Annotated in this window: 20 protein-coding genes; 7 read left to right on the top strand and 13 right to left on the bottom strand. The window is 73.6% G+C overall.

Going from position 1 to position 21,545, the window contains the following annotated elements:
* Positions 1-39: 39 nt before the first annotated feature.
* Together AC1UE5_RS20700 and ychF are read left to right on the top strand one after the other, a co-directional pair.
* Positions 40-555, top strand: a complete 516-nt coding sequence (locus AC1UE5_RS20700; protein WP_482927099.1) for a phosphatase PAP2 family protein — start codon at positions 40-42, stop codon at positions 553-555.
* A complete protein-coding gene (ychF, locus tag AC1UE5_RS20695) occupies positions 552-1,631 on the top strand; it encodes a redox-regulated ATPase YchF (RefSeq protein WP_482927097.1) in 1,080 nt (359 codons plus the stop codon). The genes AC1UE5_RS20700 and ychF overlap by 4 nt, the downstream gene beginning before the upstream one ends.
* A gap of 15 nt (positions 1,632-1,646) precedes the next feature.
* On the opposite strand, the gene AC1UE5_RS20690 is transcribed toward ychF, so the two are convergent.
* The 9 genes from AC1UE5_RS20690 to AC1UE5_RS20650 all read right to left on the bottom strand — a co-directional run bounded on the left by AC1UE5_RS20690 (position 1,647) and on the right by AC1UE5_RS20650 (position 11,767).
* Positions 1,647-3,980 (bottom strand): FtsX-like permease family protein, encoded by a 2,334-nt coding sequence (locus AC1UE5_RS20690; RefSeq protein WP_482927095.1) that lies wholly within the window; start codon positions 3,978-3,980, stop codon positions 1,647-1,649.
* The gene (locus AC1UE5_RS20685) at positions 3,977-4,636 is read right to left on the bottom strand and encodes an ABC transporter ATP-binding protein (RefSeq protein WP_482927658.1); all 660 of its coding nucleotides are present in this window, start codon (positions 4,634-4,636) and stop codon (positions 3,977-3,979) included. The genes AC1UE5_RS20690 and AC1UE5_RS20685 overlap by 4 nt, the downstream gene beginning before the upstream one ends.
* Before the next feature lie 56 nt (positions 4,637-4,692).
* Positions 4,693-5,217: a PadR family transcriptional regulator gene (locus tag AC1UE5_RS20680; protein WP_482927093.1), complete on the bottom strand. Its 525-nt coding sequence runs from the start codon at positions 5,215-5,217 to the stop codon at positions 4,693-4,695.
* An 88-nt stretch (positions 5,218-5,305) separates the two neighbouring features.
* A complete protein-coding gene (locus tag AC1UE5_RS20675; RefSeq protein ID WP_482927091.1) occupies positions 5,306-6,469 on the bottom strand; it encodes an EAL and HDOD domain-containing protein in 1,164 nt (387 codons plus the stop codon).
* Positions 6,470-6,573: 104 nt separating this feature from the next.
* Positions 6,574-8,616, bottom strand: a complete 2,043-nt coding sequence (locus tag AC1UE5_RS20670) for a glycoside hydrolase family 2 protein (protein ID WP_482927089.1) — start codon at positions 8,614-8,616, stop codon at positions 6,574-6,576.
* Positions 8,617-8,644: 28 nt separating this feature from the next.
* Positions 8,645-9,514, bottom strand: a complete 870-nt coding sequence (locus AC1UE5_RS20665) for a 5'-3' exonuclease (protein ID WP_482927087.1) — start codon at positions 9,512-9,514, stop codon at positions 8,645-8,647.
* Between the two features lie 11 nt (positions 9,515-9,525).
* On the bottom strand, positions 9,526-10,680 hold the full coding sequence (locus AC1UE5_RS20660) for a PP2C family protein-serine/threonine phosphatase (RefSeq protein ID WP_482927085.1): 1,155 nt from the start codon (positions 10,678-10,680) through the stop codon (positions 9,526-9,528).
* Positions 10,677-11,477: an alpha/beta fold hydrolase gene (locus AC1UE5_RS20655; protein WP_482927083.1), complete on the bottom strand. Its 801-nt coding sequence runs from the start codon at positions 11,475-11,477 to the stop codon at positions 10,677-10,679. The genes AC1UE5_RS20660 and AC1UE5_RS20655 overlap by 4 nt, the downstream gene beginning before the upstream one ends.
* Positions 11,474-11,767: an STAS domain-containing protein gene (locus AC1UE5_RS20650; RefSeq protein ID WP_482927081.1), complete on the bottom strand. Its 294-nt coding sequence runs from the start codon at positions 11,765-11,767 to the stop codon at positions 11,474-11,476. The genes AC1UE5_RS20655 and AC1UE5_RS20650 overlap by 4 nt, the downstream gene beginning before the upstream one ends.
* A 72-nt stretch (positions 11,768-11,839) precedes the next feature.
* Between AC1UE5_RS20650 and AC1UE5_RS20645 the strand changes: the two genes are divergently transcribed.
* Positions 11,840-13,153: an ABC1 kinase family protein gene (locus tag AC1UE5_RS20645; protein WP_482927079.1), complete on the top strand. Its 1,314-nt coding sequence runs from the start codon at positions 11,840-11,842 to the stop codon at positions 13,151-13,153.
* Between the two features lie 11 nt (positions 13,154-13,164).
* Positions 13,165-13,629: a MaoC family dehydratase gene (locus tag AC1UE5_RS20640; RefSeq protein WP_482927077.1), complete on the top strand. Its 465-nt coding sequence runs from the start codon at positions 13,165-13,167 to the stop codon at positions 13,627-13,629.
* Positions 13,630-13,643: 14 nt separating this feature from the next.
* Here AC1UE5_RS20640 and AC1UE5_RS20635 read toward each other — a convergent pair whose 3' ends face one another.
* Positions 13,644-15,287 (bottom strand): acetolactate synthase large subunit, encoded by a 1,644-nt coding sequence (locus AC1UE5_RS20635; protein ID WP_482927075.1) that lies wholly within the window; start codon positions 15,285-15,287, stop codon positions 13,644-13,646.
* Between the two features lie 89 nt (positions 15,288-15,376).
* On the opposite strand from AC1UE5_RS20635, the gene AC1UE5_RS20630 reads away from it, so the two are divergent.
* Positions 15,377-16,810: a SpoIID/LytB domain-containing protein gene (locus AC1UE5_RS20630; protein WP_482927073.1), complete on the top strand. Its 1,434-nt coding sequence runs from the start codon at positions 15,377-15,379 to the stop codon at positions 16,808-16,810.
* Here AC1UE5_RS20630 and AC1UE5_RS20625 read toward each other — a convergent pair.
* Together AC1UE5_RS20625 and AC1UE5_RS20620 are read right to left on the bottom strand one after the other, a co-directional pair.
* Positions 16,807-17,112, bottom strand: a complete 306-nt coding sequence (locus tag AC1UE5_RS20625; RefSeq protein ID WP_482927071.1) for a helix-turn-helix domain-containing protein — start codon at positions 17,110-17,112, stop codon at positions 16,807-16,809. The two genes, AC1UE5_RS20630 and AC1UE5_RS20625, sit on opposite strands and share 4 nt — an antisense overlap.
* A gap of 32 nt (positions 17,113-17,144) precedes the next feature.
* Positions 17,145-17,501: a type II toxin-antitoxin system RelE/ParE family toxin gene (locus AC1UE5_RS20620; RefSeq protein ID WP_482927069.1), complete on the bottom strand. Its 357-nt coding sequence runs from the start codon at positions 17,499-17,501 to the stop codon at positions 17,145-17,147.
* 148 nt (positions 17,502-17,649) lie between these two features.
* Here AC1UE5_RS20620 and AC1UE5_RS20615 point away from each other — a divergent pair, with 148 nt between their 5' ends.
* Positions 17,650-19,110 carry an NAD-dependent succinate-semialdehyde dehydrogenase gene (locus AC1UE5_RS20615; protein WP_482927067.1) on the top strand — a complete coding sequence of 487 codons (1,461 nt, stop codon included), beginning with the start codon at positions 17,650-17,652 and terminating at the stop codon, positions 19,108-19,110.
* Here AC1UE5_RS20615 and AC1UE5_RS20610 read toward each other — a convergent pair.
* Positions 19,107-19,475, bottom strand: a complete 369-nt coding sequence (locus AC1UE5_RS20610; protein WP_482927065.1) for a hypothetical protein — start codon at positions 19,473-19,475, stop codon at positions 19,107-19,109. The genes AC1UE5_RS20615 and AC1UE5_RS20610 overlap by 4 nt on opposite strands.
* Positions 19,476-19,509: 34 nt before the next feature.
* Between AC1UE5_RS20610 and AC1UE5_RS20605 the strand changes: the two genes are divergently transcribed.
* Entirely contained in the window at positions 19,510-21,417 is a 1,908-nt protein-coding gene (locus tag AC1UE5_RS20605; protein ID WP_482927063.1) for a glycoside hydrolase family 2 protein, read from the top strand.
* Positions 21,418-21,545 lie beyond the last annotated feature (128 nt).

Raw genomic sequence — 21,545 nt, 5'->3', positions numbered from 1 at the left:
GCTCCGGAGCCCGGTGCGACGAGATCCCTCCGTGCCCGTTTGGCGGCCGGTCCACTCGTCCGTCGCATCGCCCTGGCCGACCTCCACATCGCGACCTTCGTCCGCAGGCGCCTCGCCGTCCCGTCCGCGCACGGGCCGATCAAGCTCTACACCACCGCGGGCGAGCACGCAGCGCTGTGGTACGTGATCGGGGTCACCGGCATGCTCCTGGACCGTGAGCGCGCACCCCGCTGGCGCCGGGCCATGCTGTCCGTGTTCGTGACCCAGGTCGCGAACACCGCCGTCAAGACCGTCTTCCGCCGCGGCCGCCCGGTGGTGGAGGACCTGCCCGCCCTCGTCAAGGTGCCCACCTCGCTCTCCTTCCCCTCCGCGCACAGCTCGACCTCCTTCTGCGCCGCCCGCGCGTACAGCGCGCTCGTGCCCTCCCGTCGTCGCGCGCTCTACGGCGCCGCGGCCGCCATGGCCTGCTCGCGGGTCTACGTCGGCGTCCACTACCCCTCGGACATCGCCGTCGGCGCCGCGCTGGGTACGGCCATCGGGAGCGTGGCGCGATGAAGGTCGGCATCGTCGGCATGCCCAACGCGGGCAAGTCCTCGCTCTTCAACGCGCTGACGCGCGCGGGCGCCGAGGCGGCGAACTACCCGTTCACGACCATCGAGCCGAACGTCGCGGTCGTGCCGGTGCGGGACCCCCGGCTCGTCGCGGTCGCGGAGACCGTCAAGGCGTCGGAGATCGTCCCCGACACGATCGCCTTCCACGACATCGCGGGCCTCGTCCGCGGCGCGCACGAGGGCGAGGGGCTGGGGAACCAGTTCCTCGGGAACATCCGCGAGACGGACGCGATCGTCCACGTCGTGCGGGCGCACACCGACGAGAACGTCATCCACTCCGAGGGCTCGGTCGATCCCGTGCGGGACGCCGAGACGATCGAGACGGAGCTGATCTTCGCCGACCTCGAGCAGGCCGAGCGGCGCCACCAGCGCGTGGTGCGGCAGGCGCGCGGCGGCGACAAGGTCGCGATCGCGGAGGAGAAGTGGCTGAGCGCGGTGATCGCTGCGCTGCAGGAGGGCCGCCCCGTCCGCGACGTGCCCGTGCCGGAGGAGGCCCCGCACGCGGCCCGCGACCTCGGCGCGCTGACCGCCAAGCCGGTGCTCTTCGTCGCCAACGTCAACGAGGACTCCGAGGAGATCCCCGAGGGCCTGCGCGCGCACGCGGAGAAGGCGGGCGCGAAGATCGTCGCGGTCTCGTCGCGCCTGGAGGCCGAGCTGTCCGAGCTCGACGACGAGGAGGCCGCGCAGATGCGCGAGGACTACGGGCTCAAGGAGTCGGGCCTCGACCGCGTGGTCGCCGGCGCCTTCGACCTGCTCGGCCTGCAGACCTTCATCACCGCCGGCGAGGCCAAGCCCGCCCAGTCCTGGCACCTCAAGCGCGGCCTGACCGCCTGGCACGCCGCCGGCGAGATCCACACCGACATCCAGAAGGGCTTCGTCCGCGCCGAGGTCATCGGCTGGGACGCGCTCGTCGACGCGGGCGGCTACTCCGGGGCGCGCGAGCGCGGCACCCTGCGCCTCGAGGGCCGCGACTACGTGATGCAGGACGGCGACGTCATCACCGTCAAGTTCACCCCGTAGCCGCGGCCGGAGCCGCTACTCCGCGCGCAGGCCCTCGACGTCCATCAGCCGCCAGAGCACCGGCAGGCTGCACGCCGTCACGGCGAGCACCACCACGGCCGCGGCGGCGGAGAGGAGCCCGACGATGGCGAGGTCGATGGCGAGCGGCTCGCCCGCCATCGACAGCAGCAGCAGGCCGAGCGCGCTGCCGCCGGCGATCGCGAGCACCAGGCCGGCGCCCACCGGCAGCGCGGTCTGCCACAGCACCGACCAGGCCAGCGTCGCGCGGCGCGTCCCGAACGCCACCAGCGCGGCCAGCGCGCGGCGGCGCTCACGGAGCTGCTCGAGCAGCGTCACGAGGAGGCTCACCCCGATCAGCCCGAGCACGCCGACGGCCGCGACGAGCAGGCCCAGCCGCACGGACGCGAAGTCGTCGGTGGTCTGCGTGCCGCCGGTCATGTCCTCGACGCTCGCGAGCGGGCCCGTCGCGGCGGCCGCGTCGCGGATCCGGTCCGCGATGTGGGGCGCGCCCTCGTCGGCCGCGACCCACGCGATGACGCGCGCACGCTCGACGGCCTCGGGCGGCAGCGCGCCGGGCGTCGCCAGCACCGCGCCGGGCGACCACTCGAACGCCAGGCCAACCACGCCGGCCTGGCGCTCGCGGGGGCGGAGCGTGTCGACGTCCGCCGGCATCGTCCAGCGCGGCAGGCCGGCGGCGCTGCCGTCGGGCGCCGTGTCGCCGAGCGTGACGCGCGCGCCCGGCTTCAGCGTCGCCGTGCTCGGATCGTCGGCCGGCTGGCGGAACACGTCCCCATCGCGGCAGTGGCCGACCACGGCGATGCGGCGGATCGTCGCGCACGACACGACCGCGACGGTGGCGAGCGGGAACCCGTCGGCCCTGCTCGCGGAGAGCTCCCCGTAGGCGGCCTGGTCCTGGACGCCCGGCACGCGCGTGAGCCGCGCCAGGAACGCCTCGGCGTCCTCGCCGCTCGTGCGATCCGGGTGGACGGTGAACCAGGCCCGGTCACCCGCGATCCCGCTCGCCGTCGTGTAGTCGTCCTCCGTCGCCGCGTAGAGCGTGTGCAGCGCGATGGCGGCGGCCACGGCGACGGCGATCCCGCTCACGACCTGGCTGGCCGCGGTGTTGTCGAGCTGGAGCCGGCGCACGGCGAGCTGGAGCGGCACGGTGCGCCCGGGCAGGCGCCCGACGAGCGCCTCGACCGCCCACGGCAGCACCATGGCGACGCCGATCAGCACGAGCGCCGCGCCGATCCCGCCCTGCCAGAGCTGGCGGGTGCTGCCGTCACCGAGGTCCGAGGCGGCCAGCAGCGCGACCCCGGCGAGCGGTGGCAGCACCCGCCACCACAGGCGGCGCCGGACCGGCCGCGCGCGCCGCGTCACGCCGAGGGGCTCGATCGCGACGCGCCGCAGCGCGGCGACCGTGACGAGCACCGCGGTGACGGGCACGGCGAAGACGGCGAGCGCGCCGAGCACCGGCGTCGGCGTGAGGTCGGTGCCGAAGACGCTGACGTCCAGCAGCGACAGGTCGTCGATCATGGCTCGCGCGACGAGGAAGATCGCGGCGCCGCCGACCAGCCCTGCGAGCGCCGCCGCGAGGGACTCGCCCGCAGCGATCCGCCGCACCATCGTCGTGTCCGCGCCGACGAGCCGCAGCGCCGCAAGCCGGCGGTCGCGCTGCTCGCCGCCGAAGCGGACGGCGGTCGCGATGAAGATCACGGTCGGGACGAGGCAGGTGACGATCCCGACCGCGACGAGGAACAGCAGCGCGGGGTCGAGGCCGCTCGGCGGCGAGACGCTTCCGAACCGGTCGATGCGCCGGATCGCGCCGACGGGCTCGGCGGCGAGGCGGTCGCTGCCCAGGTAGAAGGACGCGTCGCCCGGCCCGGCGAGGCCGGCCTTGCCGATCGTGCCGATGATCCGCGGGTCGCCGAGGCGCGTGCGCAGCTCGCGTCCGCGCGGGCCGTCGAGCAGCTCCTGCAGCGCGGGCGAGACGACCGCCTCGCCCGCGCGCGGGAGGCGGTCGACCCCGGGCGGCACCGGCGCGCGCGGGCCCTCGGCCTGCACGACGCGCCCGCGCACGCTCTCGTCGCCGAGCTGGGTGTTCGCGGTCGCGACGCGCAGCGTCGTGTCGCGCGCCTTCAGCTGCGGCGCCGGGATCGGGTCGTCGTCCCGGGCCGACGTGCGCTGGTCGCGGGCGTCGCTGAGCGACGGGATCGAGGCGCCCGCGAGGAGGAGCGCCACGCAGAACGCGATGCCGACGGCGGTGAGCGCCGTGCGCAGCGGCGCCCCGGTGACGCCCAGCCGCACGCCGAGCGCGAGGTCACGACACCAGCCGGCGAGGGCGCTCACGCCCGCTCCGGCGTCCGGCCGTCGCGCACGACGACCTCGCGATCGGAGTAGGCGGCGACCCGGGCCTCGTGGGTCACGAGCACGACGGCGATCCCGCGCTCGCGCGCCGCCGCGGTGAGCAGCTCCATGACCCGCTCGCCGTTGAGCGAGTCGAGCGCCCCGGTCGGCTCGTCCGCGAAGACGACGCTCGGCTCGGTGGCGAGCGCCCGTGCGACGGCGACGCGCTGGCCCTGGCCGCCGGACACCTCGCCCTGCCGCTTGGCCGCGACGTCCGCGACGCCGAGGGCCTCGAGCCACCGCACCGCGCGCGCCTCGGCCTGCTGGCGCGGGACGCCGTCGAGCCGGAGCGGGAGCGCGACGTTCTCGACGCAGGTCAGCTCCGGGACGAGCTGGCCGAACTGGAACACGAACCCGAAGTCGCCCCGGCGCAGCGCGCTGCGCTCGGAGTCGCGCATCGCGGTGAGGTCGCGGTCGCGGAACGTCACGCGGCCCGCGTCGGGCGCGACGATGCCGGCGAGGCAGTGGAGCAGCGTCGACTTGCCCGAGCCGGACGGGCCCATGACGGCGACGATCTCGCCCGCGCTGACGGACAGGCTCGCGTCGGACAGCGCCACGGTCGCGCCGAAGCGCTTGCTCACGCCGGTGGCGGCGAGCAGCGGGGCGAGGTCGGCGCGCGCGCCGGTGGCGCCGGCGGCCGTGGTGGCGGGCGCGGTCACCGGGTCACCGCCCCGCGGAGCTGGTCGAGCCGCGCGGCGGTGAGCTCCAGCCACCGCAGGTCGGCCTCCAGGTGGAAGAGCGCGTGGTCGCAGATGAGCTGGTCGCTCAGGTCGCCGGCGGTCTTGCGGCGGGTCAGCTCGCGCATCACCCGCAGGTGCTCGGCGCGCTGGGTGTCGAGGACCTCGGTCGCGGGCCGGCCCGACAGCAGCGCGAGCACGACCTTCGTGTAGAGGGTGTTCTGCAGGTACGCCTCTGGCGGCTCGGGCTGCCCGAGCCACCGCTCGACGTCCGCGACGCCGTCGTCGGTGATGGCGTACCGCTTGCGCTCCGGCCCCTCGCCGGGCTCCGTCCCGTCGACGGTGACGAGGCCGTTCTTCAGCAGCCGCGAGAGCGTGGAGTAGACCTGGCCGTAGGCCAAGGGGCGGGAGTGCGCGAACCGCTGGTCGTAGGCCTGCTTGAGGTCGTACCCGTGGCTGGGCCCTTGCTCGAGGAGGCCCAGGAGGGTCTGGGCGACGGACATGCCGACCACTGTACACCGCGCGTATACACCGCGTATCTACTAGGCGCGCAGACGCGCCGACCGCATCCGACGGCGGTCGGCGAGACGGCTAGGAGATGAGGCCGCGGAGCGCCTGGTCGGTCCAGCGGACCGTGGCGTCGAGCCGCGGGAACTTGTCCGCGTCGGCGCCCGCGCGCCCGCGCTCCATGCGGATGGCGAGGTCGAGGGCCTGGCCGGCGGGGCCGGCGTGGCCGACGACGGCCCAGCGGAGCTCCTCGGTGATCGGGAGGGACTTCATGATCTCGACGAGCTTGCGGTCGAGCAGCGCGTCGACGATCGACAGGACGCCCGCGGTGAAGGCGACGTCAGGGTCGCCGAGGCCGAGGTCGCGGGCGATCTGCTCGGCGAGGCGGCCGCGCAGGACCGAGGCGGCGACGAGCGCCGGGCGGCCGCGGCCGAGGTTCGACAGCAGGACGACGAGCAGGAACTGGCGGACGCGCTCGCTCCCCAGCAGCACCATCGCCTCGCGCACGGACGCGAAGCGCCGGCGCGAGCCGACGGCAGCGGAGTTGGCGAAGCGCAGCAGGCGCACGATCAGGCCGGGGTCACCGGAGACGATCGCCTCGATCTCCTCGAACGACGGCTGGGAGCCGAGCGCCATGAGGCCGCGCAGGCGGTCGACCTCGGTCTCGCCGACGGGCACCGGCGTGTCCTCGATCCGCTCCGGGATCTCGAAGAAGAAGCCCTGGACGAGCTCGACGCCGCGGCGGATCAGCGTGTCGCGCTGCTTGGGCGACGCGACGTTGTAGACCACGACGTCCGGGCGCCGGTCCCCCAGCCGCGTGAGCACCGCCGACACGCCCGCCGGGCCGTACGCGTTGAAGTCGAGCTTCACGTAGTCGGTCATCCCGAGCAGCGGCGCGCGGGACGCGACGGGGATGAAGTCGTCGAGCGCGAGGACGTGCCCCTCCGCGCGCAGGCCGACCAGCCGGTCGATCAGCTCGTCATCGACGACCGCGTACGGGTCGAGCTCGAGCACCACGGCGCCGGGGGCGACCGGGAACGGGTCGAACGTCAGCAGGAACTCGCGGGAGACCTTGATCCAGGCGGGCAGTCCGCCGCTCAGCGCGCCCAGGGCGGTCGCGGTCGCGCGCTCGGCCGGGGAGGCGGCGTCGCGGAAGAGCAGCTCGTGGCCGCGCACGCGGCCGTCGTGGTCGAGGATCGGCTGGCGCGCCAGCAGGGCGGGGGTCGTGTCGGGGGGAAGCGTGGTCATCGGCACTTCGGGCTCAGTCGACCTACGTGCCCCCGAGCTTGACTCCTGCTCATCAGAACCGACACTTCACGTAATTCTGGCGCCCAAGCAGCCGGTCGAGACGGTCATGCGGCAGCGCGCACGCGGCGCCGGCGCTCCTCGAGCTCGTCCACCGCGTCTGGACGCGCCGCGTCCCCGGACGGACCTGACGGAGCGTCACCGCGCCAGGCTCCCCGCGCAAGCCACATCAGCAGCCCCGCCAGGGCGAGCAGCGCGGTCAGGGCGACGGACGCGAGCAGGAGCGTGACCCGCGACGGCTCGCCGGCCTCCGGCGCCTCGGCGAGCGACGGCGCGACCGCGCGCGGCATCGGCGAGCGGTACAGCGCGTTCGTCGCGAACGCCCGCTCGGCCACCGCCCACGCCGGCTTGCGCGCCCCCGACTCGTACTCGCTCAGGCCCTTGTCGTGGATCGCGTCACGCGCCACGCCCTCGCGCTCGGCGCCGCCGTCCCAGTCGGGCTTGACCGCGAACTCGCGCAGCGTCCAGTACAGACCGCCGCTCAGCCACGGCGTCCGGCCGATCACGTCCAGGTACGCCCGCACGAACGCCGACTGGTAGGCGAACGTCTCCTTCACGTTCGCCGGCCCGTCCATCGTCGACTCCGCCCCGAACTCCGTCATCACCAGCGCCTGGCGCGGGTACTGCGCGTGCATCGTGCGCAGGAAGGGCTGGAGGTCGGCCAGGTCCGCGGTCGAGCGCGACGCCGCACCCTCGTACCAGCCGAAGTAGCTGTTGATCCCGAGCAGCTCGAACCGCGCGTACGCCCGCTGCCGCTCGAACCCCGGCCAGGCCATCACGTCGACGGAGATCGGCACCGTCGGGTCCAGGTCGGCGGCCATCGTGCGCGCGGAGTCCAGCCACTGCGCGGTCGTCGGGTTCGCGTCCGGCTGCGGCGACAGCTCGTTGGCGACCGAGTGGGTGATGACCGACGGGTGGCGGCGCGCCTCGATCACCGTCCGGCGCAGCGTGCCCAGCTCGTACGATCGCCCCGCCGCGGTCCGCAGCTGGACGTCGCGGTGGTAGACGGGCGCCTGGTTCCACACGAGGATGCCCTCCTCGTCGAACCGGTCGAGCAGCCGCTCGTCCATCAGGTAGTGCGCGCGGGTGACGTTCGCGCGCAGCGCCTTCAGGTCGGCCACGATGCGGGCGACGTCCGCGTCGGTCAGCGCCGGGCCGCGGCCGGGGACGTCCTCCTGGATCGACGCGCCGCGCAGCGCGAGCCGGCGGCCGTTGAGCTCGAGCCGCCCGTCACGGACGCGCACGCTGCGCAGCCCGAGCCGCTCCTCCACCCGCTCCTCGACCGCCCCGCCGCCCAGCGCGGCCTCGACCACCGCGGAGTACAGCCGCGGCCGCTCGGGCGCCCACAGCTGCGGGTCCCCCTCGACCGGCACGCGGAAGTGCACGCGCGCGGTGTCGCCCGGCGCGACCGTGCGCAGCCGGACCGTCCGCTCGGTGACCGGGCCGCGCCCACCCGGCGGTCGCAGGCGCACGGTCACCGTGGGCCGCACCGGTGCGGACGCGCGCGAGGACAGCCACCCGTCGACGATCGCGGTCGCGCGGCACGGCGTGCCCGAGCAGTCGACGTCGCCCAGCACCGCGACGCCGCGCAGCGACACCTTCCCGCGCGGGATCAGGCGCACCGCGCGCGTGATGCCGCCCCAGTTCCACCAGCCCTCGCGCCAGCCCACCTCGCGCCGGTTGTCGACCTGCACCTCGAGCACGTTCTCGGCGCCCGGCTTCAGCCCCCAGGCGGGCAGGGTGAACGGCGTGTACGGATCCTCGTTGCGGCCCAGCTCGACGCCGTTCAGCAGCACGCGCGCCCGCCGCCGGACGCCCTCGAACCGCAGCGCCCACGCGCCGCCGTCGGCCGTGGCGGGGCCGCGGAAGCGCAGGCGGTACACGCGCGTCGTGCCGGCGAACAGCTCCGCGGCGGGCCGCCCGTCGAACACGTGCGGGACCGTGACGCGCTTCCACGGGCCGGCGGACGTCGCCGCGACCTCCCACCCGCGCGCGAGCTCGACCGGCGCGGGCGGCGCGGCGGACACGGGTGCGGCAGACCCCACCGCGGCGAGGCAGGCCGCGACGCACAGCAGGATGGAGCGACGCACGGCTCCGCCCATTGTGCCGCGCGAGCGCCTAGGCCTGCGCAGCAGCGAGCTTGTCGAGACGATCGCCGAGCCGCGCCATGCCCCGCTCCCGCGCCGCCTCGGCGGCCGCCGCGAAGTCCGTCGGCCGGTCGGCCGGCAGCTCCAGCGGCACGCGCACGAGCGTCGCGATCTCCCGGAAGGCGCGCAGCTCCTCGGCCCCGTCGCGCAGTGCGGCGCCGACGCGCGGCCGCATCCGCAGCGACTGGGCGATGCACTCCTCGAGCGTCCCGTGCTCACGGAGCAGGTCCTTCGCCGTCTTCTCCCCGATGCCCTTCGCGCCGGGCAGCCCGTCGCTCGGGTCGCCGCGCAGCGCGATGAAGTCCGGCACCTGCGCCGGCTCGATGCCGTACCGCTTGCGGACGCCCTCGACGTCGATCAGCTCCGGCCCGTCCTTGCCCCCGCGCGGGAACAGCACGCTCACGCGCTCGGACACGCACTGGAACATGTCGCGGTCGCCGGTGAAGAGCAGCGTCGTGCCGCCGGCCTCGGTCTCCTCGTGCGCGAGCGAGCCGAGCAGGTCGTCGGCCTCGAGCGTGTCGTGCTCCATCACGGTCCAGCCGAACGCCTCGAACCACGCGCGGGCCTGGCGCCACTGGTGCGCCAGCTCGGGCGGCATCTCGGGCCGGTCGGCGTGGTAGGGCGGGAAGAGCTCCTTGCGGTACACCGCCGCCTCGGCGCCGAAGCACATGACGACCGCGCGCGGCGCCCGCTCCTCGACGACGGCGAGCACGAGGTTCGCGCAGCCCAGCAGCGCGTTGACCGGCTCCCCGTCGGAGCCCTTGATCGACTTCGGGAGCGCGAAGAAGGCGCGGTAGAGCAGCGACGGCGCGTCGACGGCGAGCAGCGGCGCGGAAGGCATGGGCGCGGAGGCTACGGCAGCGCGCGCTCGGACCCCCGGCGGGAGACCGCGAGCACGCAGACGTCGTCGGCCTGCGGCGCCTCCGCGGTCAGCGCGTGGACGAGCGCGCCGGGCAGCAGCCCCGCCGGCCCGGAGCGCACACGCTCGACCTCCGTGCGCAGCCGCTCCATCCCGGTGAGGAGCGGGCGGTCGCTGCGCTCGATCAGCCCGTCGGTGTAGAGCAGGAGCATGCCGCCGGGCGCCAGCTCGGCCGTCGCGTGGCCGCGCGGAACGGGCGCCGCGACCGCGTCGAGCGGGAGCGAGCGGCCCTCCAGCGCGAACTCCGCGGGCGCGCCGGGCGCGAGCACGAGCGGGGGCGGGTGGCCGGCGCAGGCGTAGCGCAGGCGCCCGGTGTCGAGGTCGAGGTCCGCGTAGACGACGGTCGCCATCTGGCCGACGTCGTGGCGGCGCGAGTAGCGGTCGAGCGCGTGGAGCAGCTCCCCCGGCGCGAGGCCGGTCGACGCGAGCGCGCGCACCGCGCTGCGCAGCTGCCCCATCGTCGCCGCGGCGGCGAGCCCGCGCCCGACGACATCGCCGACCACGAGGCCGACCGTGCGCGGCTCGTCGAGCCAGAACGCGTCGTACCAGTCGCCGCCCACGTCGAGCGACCGCACCGCCGGCCGGTACGCGACGTCGACGCTCAGCCGCTCGGACTCCGGCAGCTCGCCCGCGAGCAGGCTCTGCTGCAGGTCGCTGGCGATCTCGTGCTCGCGCTTGCGCGCCTCGAGCAGCTCGCGCTCGTACCGCCGCCTGTCCGACGCGTCGAACAGCGCCATGCGCACCACGCGCGGCCGGCCCTCGGCGTCGGCGCGCACGGTCGCGTTGACCAGCACCGCCAGCGGCCCGCCTGAGGCGCGCAGGAGGTCGAGCGCGATCTCGCTCACCGCGCCCTGCATGTGCAGCAGCGGCGCGAAGTGCGTCTCGTAGTAGATCTGCCCGCCGACGGTGAGCAGCTGCGGGAACGTGCGGCGGCCGACGAGCTCGGCGCGGTCGTACCCGGTGAGCGTCTCGAACGTCCGGTTGACGCGCAGGATCGTCCCGTCGAGCGTCGCGCTCAGGTACCCGCACGGCGCCTCCTCGAAGAGCTCGTCCGCCGTCTCCTCCAGGAGGTCGCCCGGGCCGCTCACTGCTCGTCCAGGAACGCGCGGATCGCCGCGACGGTCTCGTCGGGCGCGCTGAGGTTGGGGCAGTGGCCGGTCGCCTTCATCAGCACGAGGCGGCCCTCGGGCAGGTGCGCGGCGACGTACTCGCCGACCTCCTGCGGGGCGATGATGTCGCTCGAGCACTGGAGCACGAGCGCCGGCACGCGCGCGTGCGCGAGGTCCTCGCGGTTGTCGCTGAGGAACGTCGCGCGCGCGAACCGGGACGCGATCGCCGGGTCGGCCTGGCAGAACGCGTTCGTCAGCTCCTGGCCGAGCTCCGGCCGGTCCGGGTTGCCCATGATCGCCGGGGCCATCGCCGCCGACCAGCCGAGGTAGTTGCTGTCGAGCGTCTGCAGCAGCTCCTCGATCGCCTCGCGCGTGAAGCCGCCGACGTAGCCCTCGTCGTCGAGGTAGCGCGGCGACGGGCCGATCAGGACGAGCCGCGCGAACCGCTCCGGCGCCCGGGCGGCCGCGAGCACGCCGACCATCGCGCTGACCGAGTGGCCGACGAACGTCACGTCGCGCAGGTCGAGCTCCTCGGCGATGTCGAGGACGTCCTGCGCATACCCGTCGAGCGTCGCGTAGCGCTCGGGGTCGTAGGCCGTGGCGTCGGCGCCGCCCATCCCGAGGTAGTCGAAGAGCACGATGCGGTGGTCGTCCGCGAACGCCGGCCAGACGAACCGCCACATGGTCTGGTCGCAGCCGAAGCCGTGTGCGAAGAGCATCGGCGGCGCGCCGGGGTCGCCGTGGACGGTGACGTTGTGGCGGGCCGCCGCGCTCACGCCTCCTCCAGCGGCAGCACCGCGAGCATCCCGGTCATCTCCAGGATCTGGCGGACGGGCGGCGTCAGCTCGGGATGGATGCGCAGCTCCCACCCCTCGCGCTCGCACGCCTTCAGGACGTGGCTCAGCACGCGGACGCCGGAGGAGTCGAGGAACTGCAGCTCGGCGAGGTCGAGCAGGACCGGGCCGTCGGCCAGGTGGCCCATCAGCAGGTCGCGCAGCTCGCGCGCGGCCGCCAGGTCCACCTCCCCGACCACCGTCAGGACCGCGCGGCCACCTTCCTCGGCCACGGATGCGGAGAACCCGGGGTTTCCCGTCACCCCTCGCACCGTTGGAACGGTACCTCGGCCTACGCTTGCTGTGTGCCGAAGGTCCCGCGTGGTCGCATCGCCCGGACGGCGCGCTTCGGCTCGATGGTCGCAGGCGCCGCGCTCAAGCGGGACGACCCTGTCGCCGTTGCCGATCAGCTCGTCCGCCAGCTCGGGCAGATGAAGGGCGCCGCGATGAAGATCGGCCAGGTGCTCTCCACCGTCGACTTCGACCTCGTGCCCGAGGACCAGCGCGAGGAGTTCAAGGAGCGGCTGGCCGCGCTGCGCGACCAGGCGCCGCCCGTGCCGCTGAAGGACCTCGAGAAGCTGCTGCGGCAGGACCTCGGCGGGCCGGTGTCGAGCGTCTTCGCCGAGTTCTCCGAGCAGCCGGTCGCCGCCGCCTCGATCGGCCAGGTCCACCGCGCGACGACGCGCGACGGCCGCGACGTCGCGGTGAAGGTCCAGTACCCGGGGGTGGCGGAGGCGGTCGAGACCGACCTGCGCAACATGGGGATGCTCTTCCCGCTCGTCAAGCGCCTCGCGCCGGGGCTCGACACCAAGGCGCTGGGCGGCGAGCTGCGCGAGCGGATCGGGGAGGAGCTCGACTACGAGGTCGAGGCGCAGCACCAGCGGCTCGTCGCGCGGCTGTACCGCGGCCACCCGTACGTGAAGGTGCCCTCCGTCGACACGTCGCTCTCGACCCGGCGCGTGCTGGTGAGCGAGTTCGTCGAGGGCGTCGGGTTCGGCGCGGTCAAGGCGATGGACCAGCCGGCCCGCGACCGGTTCGCGGAGATCGTCTTCCGCTTCTTCTGGGGCCTGCTGCAGCACGAGCGGCTCGTCGCCGGCGACCCGCACCCCGGCAACTACCTGCTCTGTCCCGACGGGCGCGTGTGCTTCCTCGACTACGGCCTCATGCGGCGGATCGCGCCGGAGTACCTGGAGGAGGAGCGCGTGCTCGCGCGCGCGGTGTGGGCGCAGGACGCGGGCGCGGTGCACGACGCGCTGGCGCGGCTCGGGTACCTGCCCGACCCGGACGCGTTCGCGCCCGAGGACGTGTTCGACCAGATCGCCGACGCGGGCGCGTGGTTCTTCCAGCCCGGGTTCCGCCGGCTCGACCCCGAGTACGTCCGCGTCCACGTCGAGCAGACCGGCTCTCCGCGCTCGCCGCACTTCGAGGCCATGCGGCGCCAGACGATCCCCGCCCAGGCGCTGCTCCTGCGGCGGATGGAGGGCCTGCTGTTCAGCGTCCTCGGCGAGCTGCGCGCGGGCGCCGACTGGGGCGCGCTGGTGCGCGAGTACGCGGCGGACGCTCCGCCCTCGACGCCGATGGGCGAGGAGGATGCCGCGTTCTGGGCGGCGCGCCGGTAGCGTGCCGCCGCATGGCAGAGCAAGTGGTCATCAACGGCGTCGACGAGCTCAAGGCGCGGGTCGGCGAGGAGATCGGCGTCTCAGACTGGCGTGAGGTCACGCAGGACGACGTCGACACGTTCGCGCGCGTCACGGGCGACGACCAGTGGATCCACGTCGACCCCGAGCGCGCCAAGGACACGCCGTTCGGCGGGACGATCGTGCACGGGTACTTCACGCTCTCGCTGATCCCGCGGTTCTCGTACGACCTCTACCAGATGACCGGGGTCGCGTTCGCGCTGAACTACGGCCTCGACAAGCTGCGCTTCCCGGCGCCGCTGCCGACCGGGTCGAAGGTGCGCATGCGGCTGGCCGTCGGCGCGGTCGACGAGATCCCCGGCGGCGCGCAGGTGAAGATGATCGCGACGCTGGAGCGCGAGGGCGGCGACAAGCCGGTCTGCGTCGCCGAGACCCTGACGCGCGTCTACACCGGGTAGGCGCGCGCCCCCGCTCAGGTCGCGACGGTGGCGGTGCCCAGCTCCTCAGAGATCGCGACGTCGAGCGAGTAGTCGATCGGCACGACGATCAGCGACGGCAGGTCGAGCCCGAGCGCCCAGCGCAGGTTCTCGCCGACCGACTCGACGCTGTCGCACCGCCGCGCCGGCATGCCGAACGACTCGGCGAGCTTGACGAAGTCGGGGTTCGTGAAGTCGACGCCGAAGTGGCGGCCGAACTTCTTGTCCTGCTTCCACACGATCGAGCCGTACTGGCGGTTCTCCCAGACGACGTTGACGACGGGCGTCTTGAGCCGCATCGCGGTCTCCAGCTCCTGCACGTTCATCATGAAGCCGCCGTCGCCGTTGACCGTCACGACCTTGCGCTCGGGGTGGACGAGCTTGGCCGCGATGCCGCACGGCACCGCGAAGCCCATCCCGGCGAGGCCGTTGGCGATGATCACCGTGTTCGGCTCGTGCGCGGGGAACATCCGCGCGATCCACAGCTTGTGGAGGCCGACGTCGCTGACGAGGATGTCGCTGCGCCCGAGCGCCTTGCGGATCTCCCACAGCGCGCGCGGGGGCTGCATGGGGAACTGGTCGTCGTCCTTGGCCGCCTCCAGCCGCCCGAGCACGACGTCGCGCAGGCGGTGCGAGCCGCCGGAGTGCGGCACGTCGCGCCCCTCCTCGGCCAGCCGGCTGAGCACGTGGTAGAGGTCGCCGACCAGCTCGACCTCGGGCTGGAAGAACTCGTCGATCTCGGCGGGCACCGAGTCGATGACGATGATCTTCTTGTCCTTGCGCGGGTTCCAGTGCTTGGGCGCGTGCTCGACGAGGTCGTAGCCGATCGCGATCACGACGTCGGCGTCCTCGAACCCGGCCATCGCGTAGTCGCGCGACTGCAGGCCGACCGTGCCGAGCGCGCGCGGGTCCTCGTAGTCGATCGCGCCCTTGCCCATGAACGTCTCGGCCACCGCGATGCCGGTCGCGCGCGAGAACTCCCGCAGCGCCGCGGCCGCCCCGGTGCGGATGACGCCGTTGCCGGCCAGCGCGACGGGGTTGATCGCGTTGCGGATCAAGTCGGCGGCGCGCAGCAGGTCGCGCGCGTTGGGCTCGGGCGCGACGAGGCGGCGGCGGGGGAGCGGCGTGGCCTCGACGTCCTGCCCCATGACGTCCTCGGGCAGCTCGATGTGGGTGGCGCCGGGCTTCTCGGACTCAGCGACCTTGAACGCCTTGCGAACGACCTCGGGGATGATCTCGGGCGAGTTCAGCCGCGTGTTCCACTTCGTGATCGGCCGCATGATGTCGACCAGGTCGATGTACTGGTGCGACTCCTTGTGCATCCGCTCCAGGTCGGACTGGCCGGTGAGCGCGACCAGCGGCGCGCGGTCGAGGAACGCGTCGGCGACGGCGGTCACGAGGTTCGTCGCGCCCGGCCCGAGCGTGCCCAGGCACACGCCCGCGCGCCCGGTCAGCCGCCCGTACATGTCGGCCATGAAGGCGCCGCCCTGCTCGTGGCGGACGGGGACGAACGAGACCGAGGAGTTCGAGAGCGACTCGTTGAGATCGAGGGTCTCCTCGCCGGGAATCCCGAAGACGTAGCGCACGCCCTCGGCCTCGAGGCACTCCACGAAGACGTCCGATGCGCGGCGTGCGCTCAAGCTTCCAACCCCCTGGATCCGATGATCTGGTAACCGTGACCGTACCTGGCACCGCAACTCTTCCCGCGTTCGCGGGTCCCAACCGCCTGATGTCGCGCATTCGCACGCTCGCCCTCCCCGTCGCCGCCTCCGTCGTGGTCGCCTTCGCCACGGCGCCGTCCGCCGACGCCGCCAGCCGCCTCGTCATCCGGGGTGCCGGCTTCGGGCACGGCGTGGGGATGAGCCAGTACGGCGCGATGGGCTTCGCCAAGCAGGGCAAGACGTACCGCGAGATCCTCGGCCACTACTACTCGGGCACGTCGCTCGGGCAGCTCGACGCGGACCCGACCGTGCGCGTGCTGCTCCAGGCCGGCCGCTCGACCGTGACGTTCACGGGCGCCGCGCAGGCGGGCGACAAGCGGCTCTCGCCCTCGCGGACGTACCGCGCGACGACGTTCGCCGGCTCCGGCGTCGTGGTTCGCACCAGCGCGGGCAAGACCGTCAAGACGTTCTCCTCGCCGGTGCGGATCGTCGGCCCGGGCGGCGCGCCGTGGCGGCTCGTCGGCGGCTCCAACTCCGGCAGGTACCGCGGCGCGCTGGAGCTGCGCACCGGGCTGTCGTCCGGCCTGTCGGCGGTGAACGCGGTGACGCTCGAGACGTACGTGCGCGGCGTCATCGCGCGCGAGTCGCCGGCGTCGTGGCCGGCCGAGGCGCTCAAGGCGCAGGCGGTCGCCGCGCGCACGTACGCGATCACGACCTCGAAGAACGGCGTCGGGTTCGACCACTACGCCGACACGCGCTCGCAGGTCTACGGCGGTGTCGCGGCCGAGACGCCGACGACCGACGCCGCCGTCGCCGCGACGGCGCACGAGGTCGTCACGTACCAGGGCGAGCCCGCGGTGACGTACTTCTTCTCCACCTCCGGCGGCAAGACGGAGAACAACGAGACGAGCGCGCTGGGCGGCGACCCCAAGCCGTGGCTGCGCTCGGTCGACGACCCGTACGACGACGAGTCGCCCAAGCACCGCTGGGGGCCGATCCGGCTGTCGATGGGCCAGGCGGGCGCGAAGCTCCGCGGGCTCGTGAAGGGCTCGTTCCGCTCGATCGACGTCAAGCAGCGCGGGGCCTCCCCGCGCATCGTGTCGGCGGAGATCGTCGGCTCGCGCGGCCGCACGACGGTGAACGGCGCGACGCTCCGCGCACGCTTCGGCCTCAACGACTCGTGGGCCTACTTCACGGTCGTCGGGACGGAGGCCGAGGAGGACGACGCGGGCACCGACACCACCGCGACCGATCCGGGCAGCGGCGGCGCCGCCGCCCGCGCGGCCGCGGCCCGCCGCCGCGGGGTCGTCCACGGCACGATCACCGGCCTGCGCCGCGGCACCACCGTCCGCATCGAGCGCCGCGGCGCCGACGGCGTCTGGTCCACCGAGACCACGGCCACCCTCCGCAAGCACGGCCGCTACCGCGCCCCGGTCGCGCGCACCGGCGCCTACCGCGTGCGCGCCGGCTCGATCATCGGCCCGGTCACGCGCCTCCGCTAGGCCGCCGGGTCGACGATCCGGCGATCGACGCGGACGCCGATCGCAAGCGCGTACCGGTCGATCATCGACTGCTTCGCGTCGTCGTTGCCCTCGAACCGGGCCACGGCGGACTGCGACGTCTTCATGCGCGCGGCCACCTCGGTCTGCGTGAGGCGCTTCTGCTTGCGCACCGCTGTGAGCTCGCGCACGAGGCGCCGCCGCTCCTCCGCGGCAGCGAGAACGGCGCGGAAGTCCGGCCACTGCGCGGTCGACTCCGCGATCATCTCGTCGAGGAAGTCCGGCTCGTCGCGCAGCTCGTCCATATCAGAAACGGTATACGGGAACTGGTATGCGGTCAACGTCGCCCCCGCCAGTCCCGCAGGCGCTGCTCGGCCAGGCGGATCTTCTGGGGTGGCGTCTTGCGCGTCGTCTTCGCGAACGCATCAAGCGCCAGCAGGACCTGCCCGAACCGCCCTTCGGCCGCGAAGAGGACCCGGAACGTTCGGTCCGGCGTCGCGGCGCGTACCTCGTAGACGTCCCCACGGAGGTGCCGCGCGGCCCGCAGTCCCTCGACGCGGACCTCGCTCATGGCGTCGAGCACCGCACCGCGCTCCTCCTTCGTCAGCGAGATGAGGAACCACTTCACCGGTCGCCCGCCGCTCGCGGTTCGGTAGTCGCGCCAGTGGCGCGCGTGCTGCCGGTCGTCCGTCACCGACAGCCGTAGCCGGCGCGCGGGGCAGCTCGCCCCTCCCGCCCGGCGCACGCGTCACCGCGCGATCAGCCACAACGGCGTTGGCCGGAGCGGCGTACTGGATACGTTGGCCTACAAGCGGTTCCAATTTCGGCAGTGAGGTCTGAAGATGGCGGTGGCGTCCAAGGAGCAGGCGGTCGTCGACGCGGTCCCGAAGGGGCTGTACATCGGCGGCGAGTGGCGGGAGACCGAGAGCACGCTCCCGGTCGAGGATCCCGCGACGGGTGCGGTGATCGCGCACGTCGCCGATGCCACGGTCGAGGACGCGAAGGACGCGCTGACGGCGGCCGCGGACACGCAGGCCGACTGGGCGCAGACGTCTCCGCGCGAGCGCGGCGAGATCCTCCGCAAGGCCTACGACATCATCCAGGAGCGGCTCGACGACCTCGCGCTCGTCATGACGCTCGAGATGGGCAAGCCGCTGGCCGAGTCGAAGGCCGAGGTCGCGTACGCCGCGGACTTCTTCCACTGGTTCTCCGGTGAGGCGACGCGGATCGAGGGCGGCTACAAGCCCGCCGAGAAGGGCGGCTTCCGCGTCCTGACGATGCGTCAGCCGGTCGGGCCGTGCATCTTCATCACGCCGTGGAACTTCCCGCTCGCGATGGGCACCCGCAAGCTCGGCCCGCAGATCGCGGCCGGCTGCACGAGCGTCATCAAGCCGGCCAAGCAGACGCCGCTGTCGATGCTCGCGCTCGTCGGCATCCTCGAGGAGGCCGGCCTGCCGGGCGGCGTGGTCAACCTCATCACCGGCAAGTCGTCGGGCTCGATCATGGAGCCGCTGATCAAGGACCCGCGCGCCCGCAAGCTCTCGTTTACCGGCTCCACGCCGGTCGGCAAGAAGCTCATCGAGCAGTCGGCCGAGCAGGTCCTCAAGGTCTCGATGGAGCTCGGCGGCAACGCGCCGTTCATCGTCTTCGAGGACGCCGACCTCGACGACGCGGTCGAGGGCGCGATGCTCGCCAAGATGCGCAACATCGGCGAGGCCTGCACCGCCGCCAACCGCTTCCACGTCCACGAGTCGGTCGCCGACGCGTTCGCGGAGAAGCTGGCCGAGCGGATGGGCGCGCTGACGATCGCGCGCGGCACCGAGCCCGACTCCAAGGTCGGCCCGCTGATCGACGACACGCAGCGCGGCAAGGTCGCCGAGCTCGTCGAGGACGCGACGTCCAAGGGCGCGAAGGTCCTCACCGGCGGCGAGAAGGTCGACGGCCCCGGCTACTTCTACAAGCCGACCGTCCTCAAGGACGTCCCCGCCGACGCGCTCCTGCTCAAGGAGGAGATCTTCGGCCCCGTCGCGCCGATCGCGACCTTCTCGACCGAGGAGGAGGCGATCGCCGCCGCCAACGACACCGAGTACGGCCTCGTCGCGTACCTCTACACGCAGGACCTCAAGCGGGCGCTGCGGGTGAGCGAGGCGCTCGACACCGGCATGATCGGCCTCAACCAGGGCGTCGTCTCGAACGCCGGCGCGCCGTTCGGCGGCGTGAAGCAGTCGGGCTTCGGCCGCGAGGGCGGCAACGTCGGCATCGACGAGTACCTGGAGTGGAAGTACGTGGCGGTCGCGCTCTAACGACGGCGTGTGCGGCGGACCGCCTCGCGCGCCTCGATCTCGTGCTCGTTGAGGCGGTACCCCTGCCACAGGTAGCTCGTCCACAGCCGCAGCCGCCGCTGCTGGTCCTGCCAGACGTGGACGAGCTCGTGCGTGACGAGGTCCTCGCTCACGTCCTCTAGCGGTCGCCGGACGAGGATGAGCGGCCCGATCTCGTAGCCGACGAAGCGCCGGTACCAGGGCAGGCGGAACAGCCACGGCGCGTGGACGATCCGCACGTGGCGGGTCCGGACGGGCTCTGGGTAGAGGTCGAGCGTCGCCAGCCGGGCGGCGGCGCCGCGCAGCAGCTCGGTCTCGCGCTCGGAGCGGGATCGCGTCCACGGCATCGCCCCGCAGCGTGCCATCCTCTGCGGCTCCCCGATGCCGCAGCCGTCCGCCCCGCAGCGCCTCCGCCCGCGCCGCCCCCAGTTGATCGCCGCCGCCGCGCTCGTCGGTGCCCTCGTCGTGGCCGTCGTCGTCCTGCTGGGTGGCGGGAGCGATCCCGAGGCCCCGTCACTGCGCGAGCAGTACGGCGGCCACGGCGGCGCGCCGATGGTGAAGACCGGTGCGACCGGCCGCGTGGCGCTCGACGGGCGCTGGCGGGTGGCGCTCGACCCGAACGCGACCGGGACGTCCAAGGGCTTCCAGGCCGGCCGCTTCGACGGGCAGGCGGTGACGCTCCCGTACGTCCCGAACGCGAAGCAGATCACCGGCGCGGAGGGGGAGCGGAGCTTCCAGGGGTCGGTCGCCTGGTACCGCACGACGCTGCGAGTGCCGGAGACCGGCCGCTACGCCCTGCGCTTCGAGTCGGTCAACCACGAGGCGGAGGTGTGGCTCGACGGCAAGCGCCTCGGCGGGCACGTCGGCACCTACCTGCCGTTCGAGCTGCGCCCGACGCTGGAGGCCGGCAAGGACCACACGCTCGTCGTCCGCGCCGACTGGCGTGACCCGGACGCGATGAAGGCGACCGGCTGGCACCGCGCGTGGTTCAACTACGGCGGCATCAACCGCGAGGTCACGATCCGCCCGTTCGACGGCCGCGAGGTGTCCTCGGCGGCGGTGCAGACCGAGGTCGACGGGACGACCGCGACCGTCCAGGTGACCGCCCGGCTGCGCGGCGGGAAGGGCGCCGTCACGGGCACGCTGAAGCCGGCCGGCGCCGGCACGACGCCGCCCGTGAAGCTCGCGTTCCGCGGCGACCCGGCAGCACCGCGCGCCACCGCGACGATCCGGAACGCCCAGCTGTGGTCGACGGTCGCGCCGAACCTCTACGACCTGACGCTGAGCGTGGACGGCAAGGCGGCGTGGACCGGCCGCGTCGGCCTGCGTGAGCTGCGGCGCGAGGGCAGCAGGCTCCTCCTCAACGACCAGCAGATCAGCCTGCGCGGCGCCTCCATGCACGAGGACGTCAAGGGCCGCGGCGACGGCCTGCGCACCGCCGACGAGCGCGACCTCGTCAACGACCTCGTCGCGCTGGGCGCCAACGCGACCCGCGCGCAGCACCCGCTCAGCCCATCGCTCGTCGAGCAGCTCGACGCCAAGGGCATCCTCGTCTGGATGGGGGTCGGCCCGGTCGACGCGCCGGGTGCGTGGACGTCACGCGGCGCGAAGCTCGTCGAGCAGGCCAAGGCGCGCGTGCGCGCGTCGCTCTCCCAGCTCCAGACGCACCCGTCGATCTTCGCCTGGAACCTCGCCAACGAGGTCGCCGGCCAGGGCCATCCCGCGGGGCAGGCGGCGTACATCGACGCGATGGCGGAGGAGCTCCAGCGGCGCGACCCCGGCCGGCTCGTCGGCCTCGACGTGTGGGGCTCGCACCCGCCGCGCGAGGACGGGCCGATGTACGAGCACGTCGACGCGATCGGGTGGACGAACTACCTCGGCTGGTACGAGCGGCCCGACGCGACGGCCGCGGAGCTGCGCGACCTCATCGTCAGCAAGCTTGGCGCGCTCCAGCAGGTCTTCCCGGACCGCGTGATGGTCGTGACCGAGTTCGGCGCCGAGGGCTCGACGCAGAACCCGTCGGACAAGCCGGGCGGCTTCGGCTTCCAGACCCGCGTCCTGCGCACGCACATCCGCACGTACGCCGAGCAGCCGGGCGTCACCGGGATGCTGATCTGGAACCTGCGCGACTTCGGCGTCATCCCGACGTTCGGCGGCGGCTCCATCCGCGAGGTCGTGGACGAGATCACCCTCGTCCCGGGCCTCAACGAGAAGGGCCTGTGGGACTACGACGGCCAGCCCAAGCCGGCCGTCGCCGCGGTCAAGGCGGAGTTCGCGAAGCTGCCCTAGGTGTAAGTCCTGAGGACGTTGTTTCGTCCGGGCCTCTTCGGAGGCTGGGTGGTGCCAACCACGCCCAGCTCTCCGAAGGAGGCACCGGATGCGGCTGCACGCTAACGCGGCGCTCAGTCTGATTCAGC

It is taken from the genome of Parviterribacter multiflagellatus (genome assembly GCF_056863265.1).
Note: the sequence above shows the minus strand (reverse complement) of the source record. Positions and strands in the feature narration are given on the sequence as shown.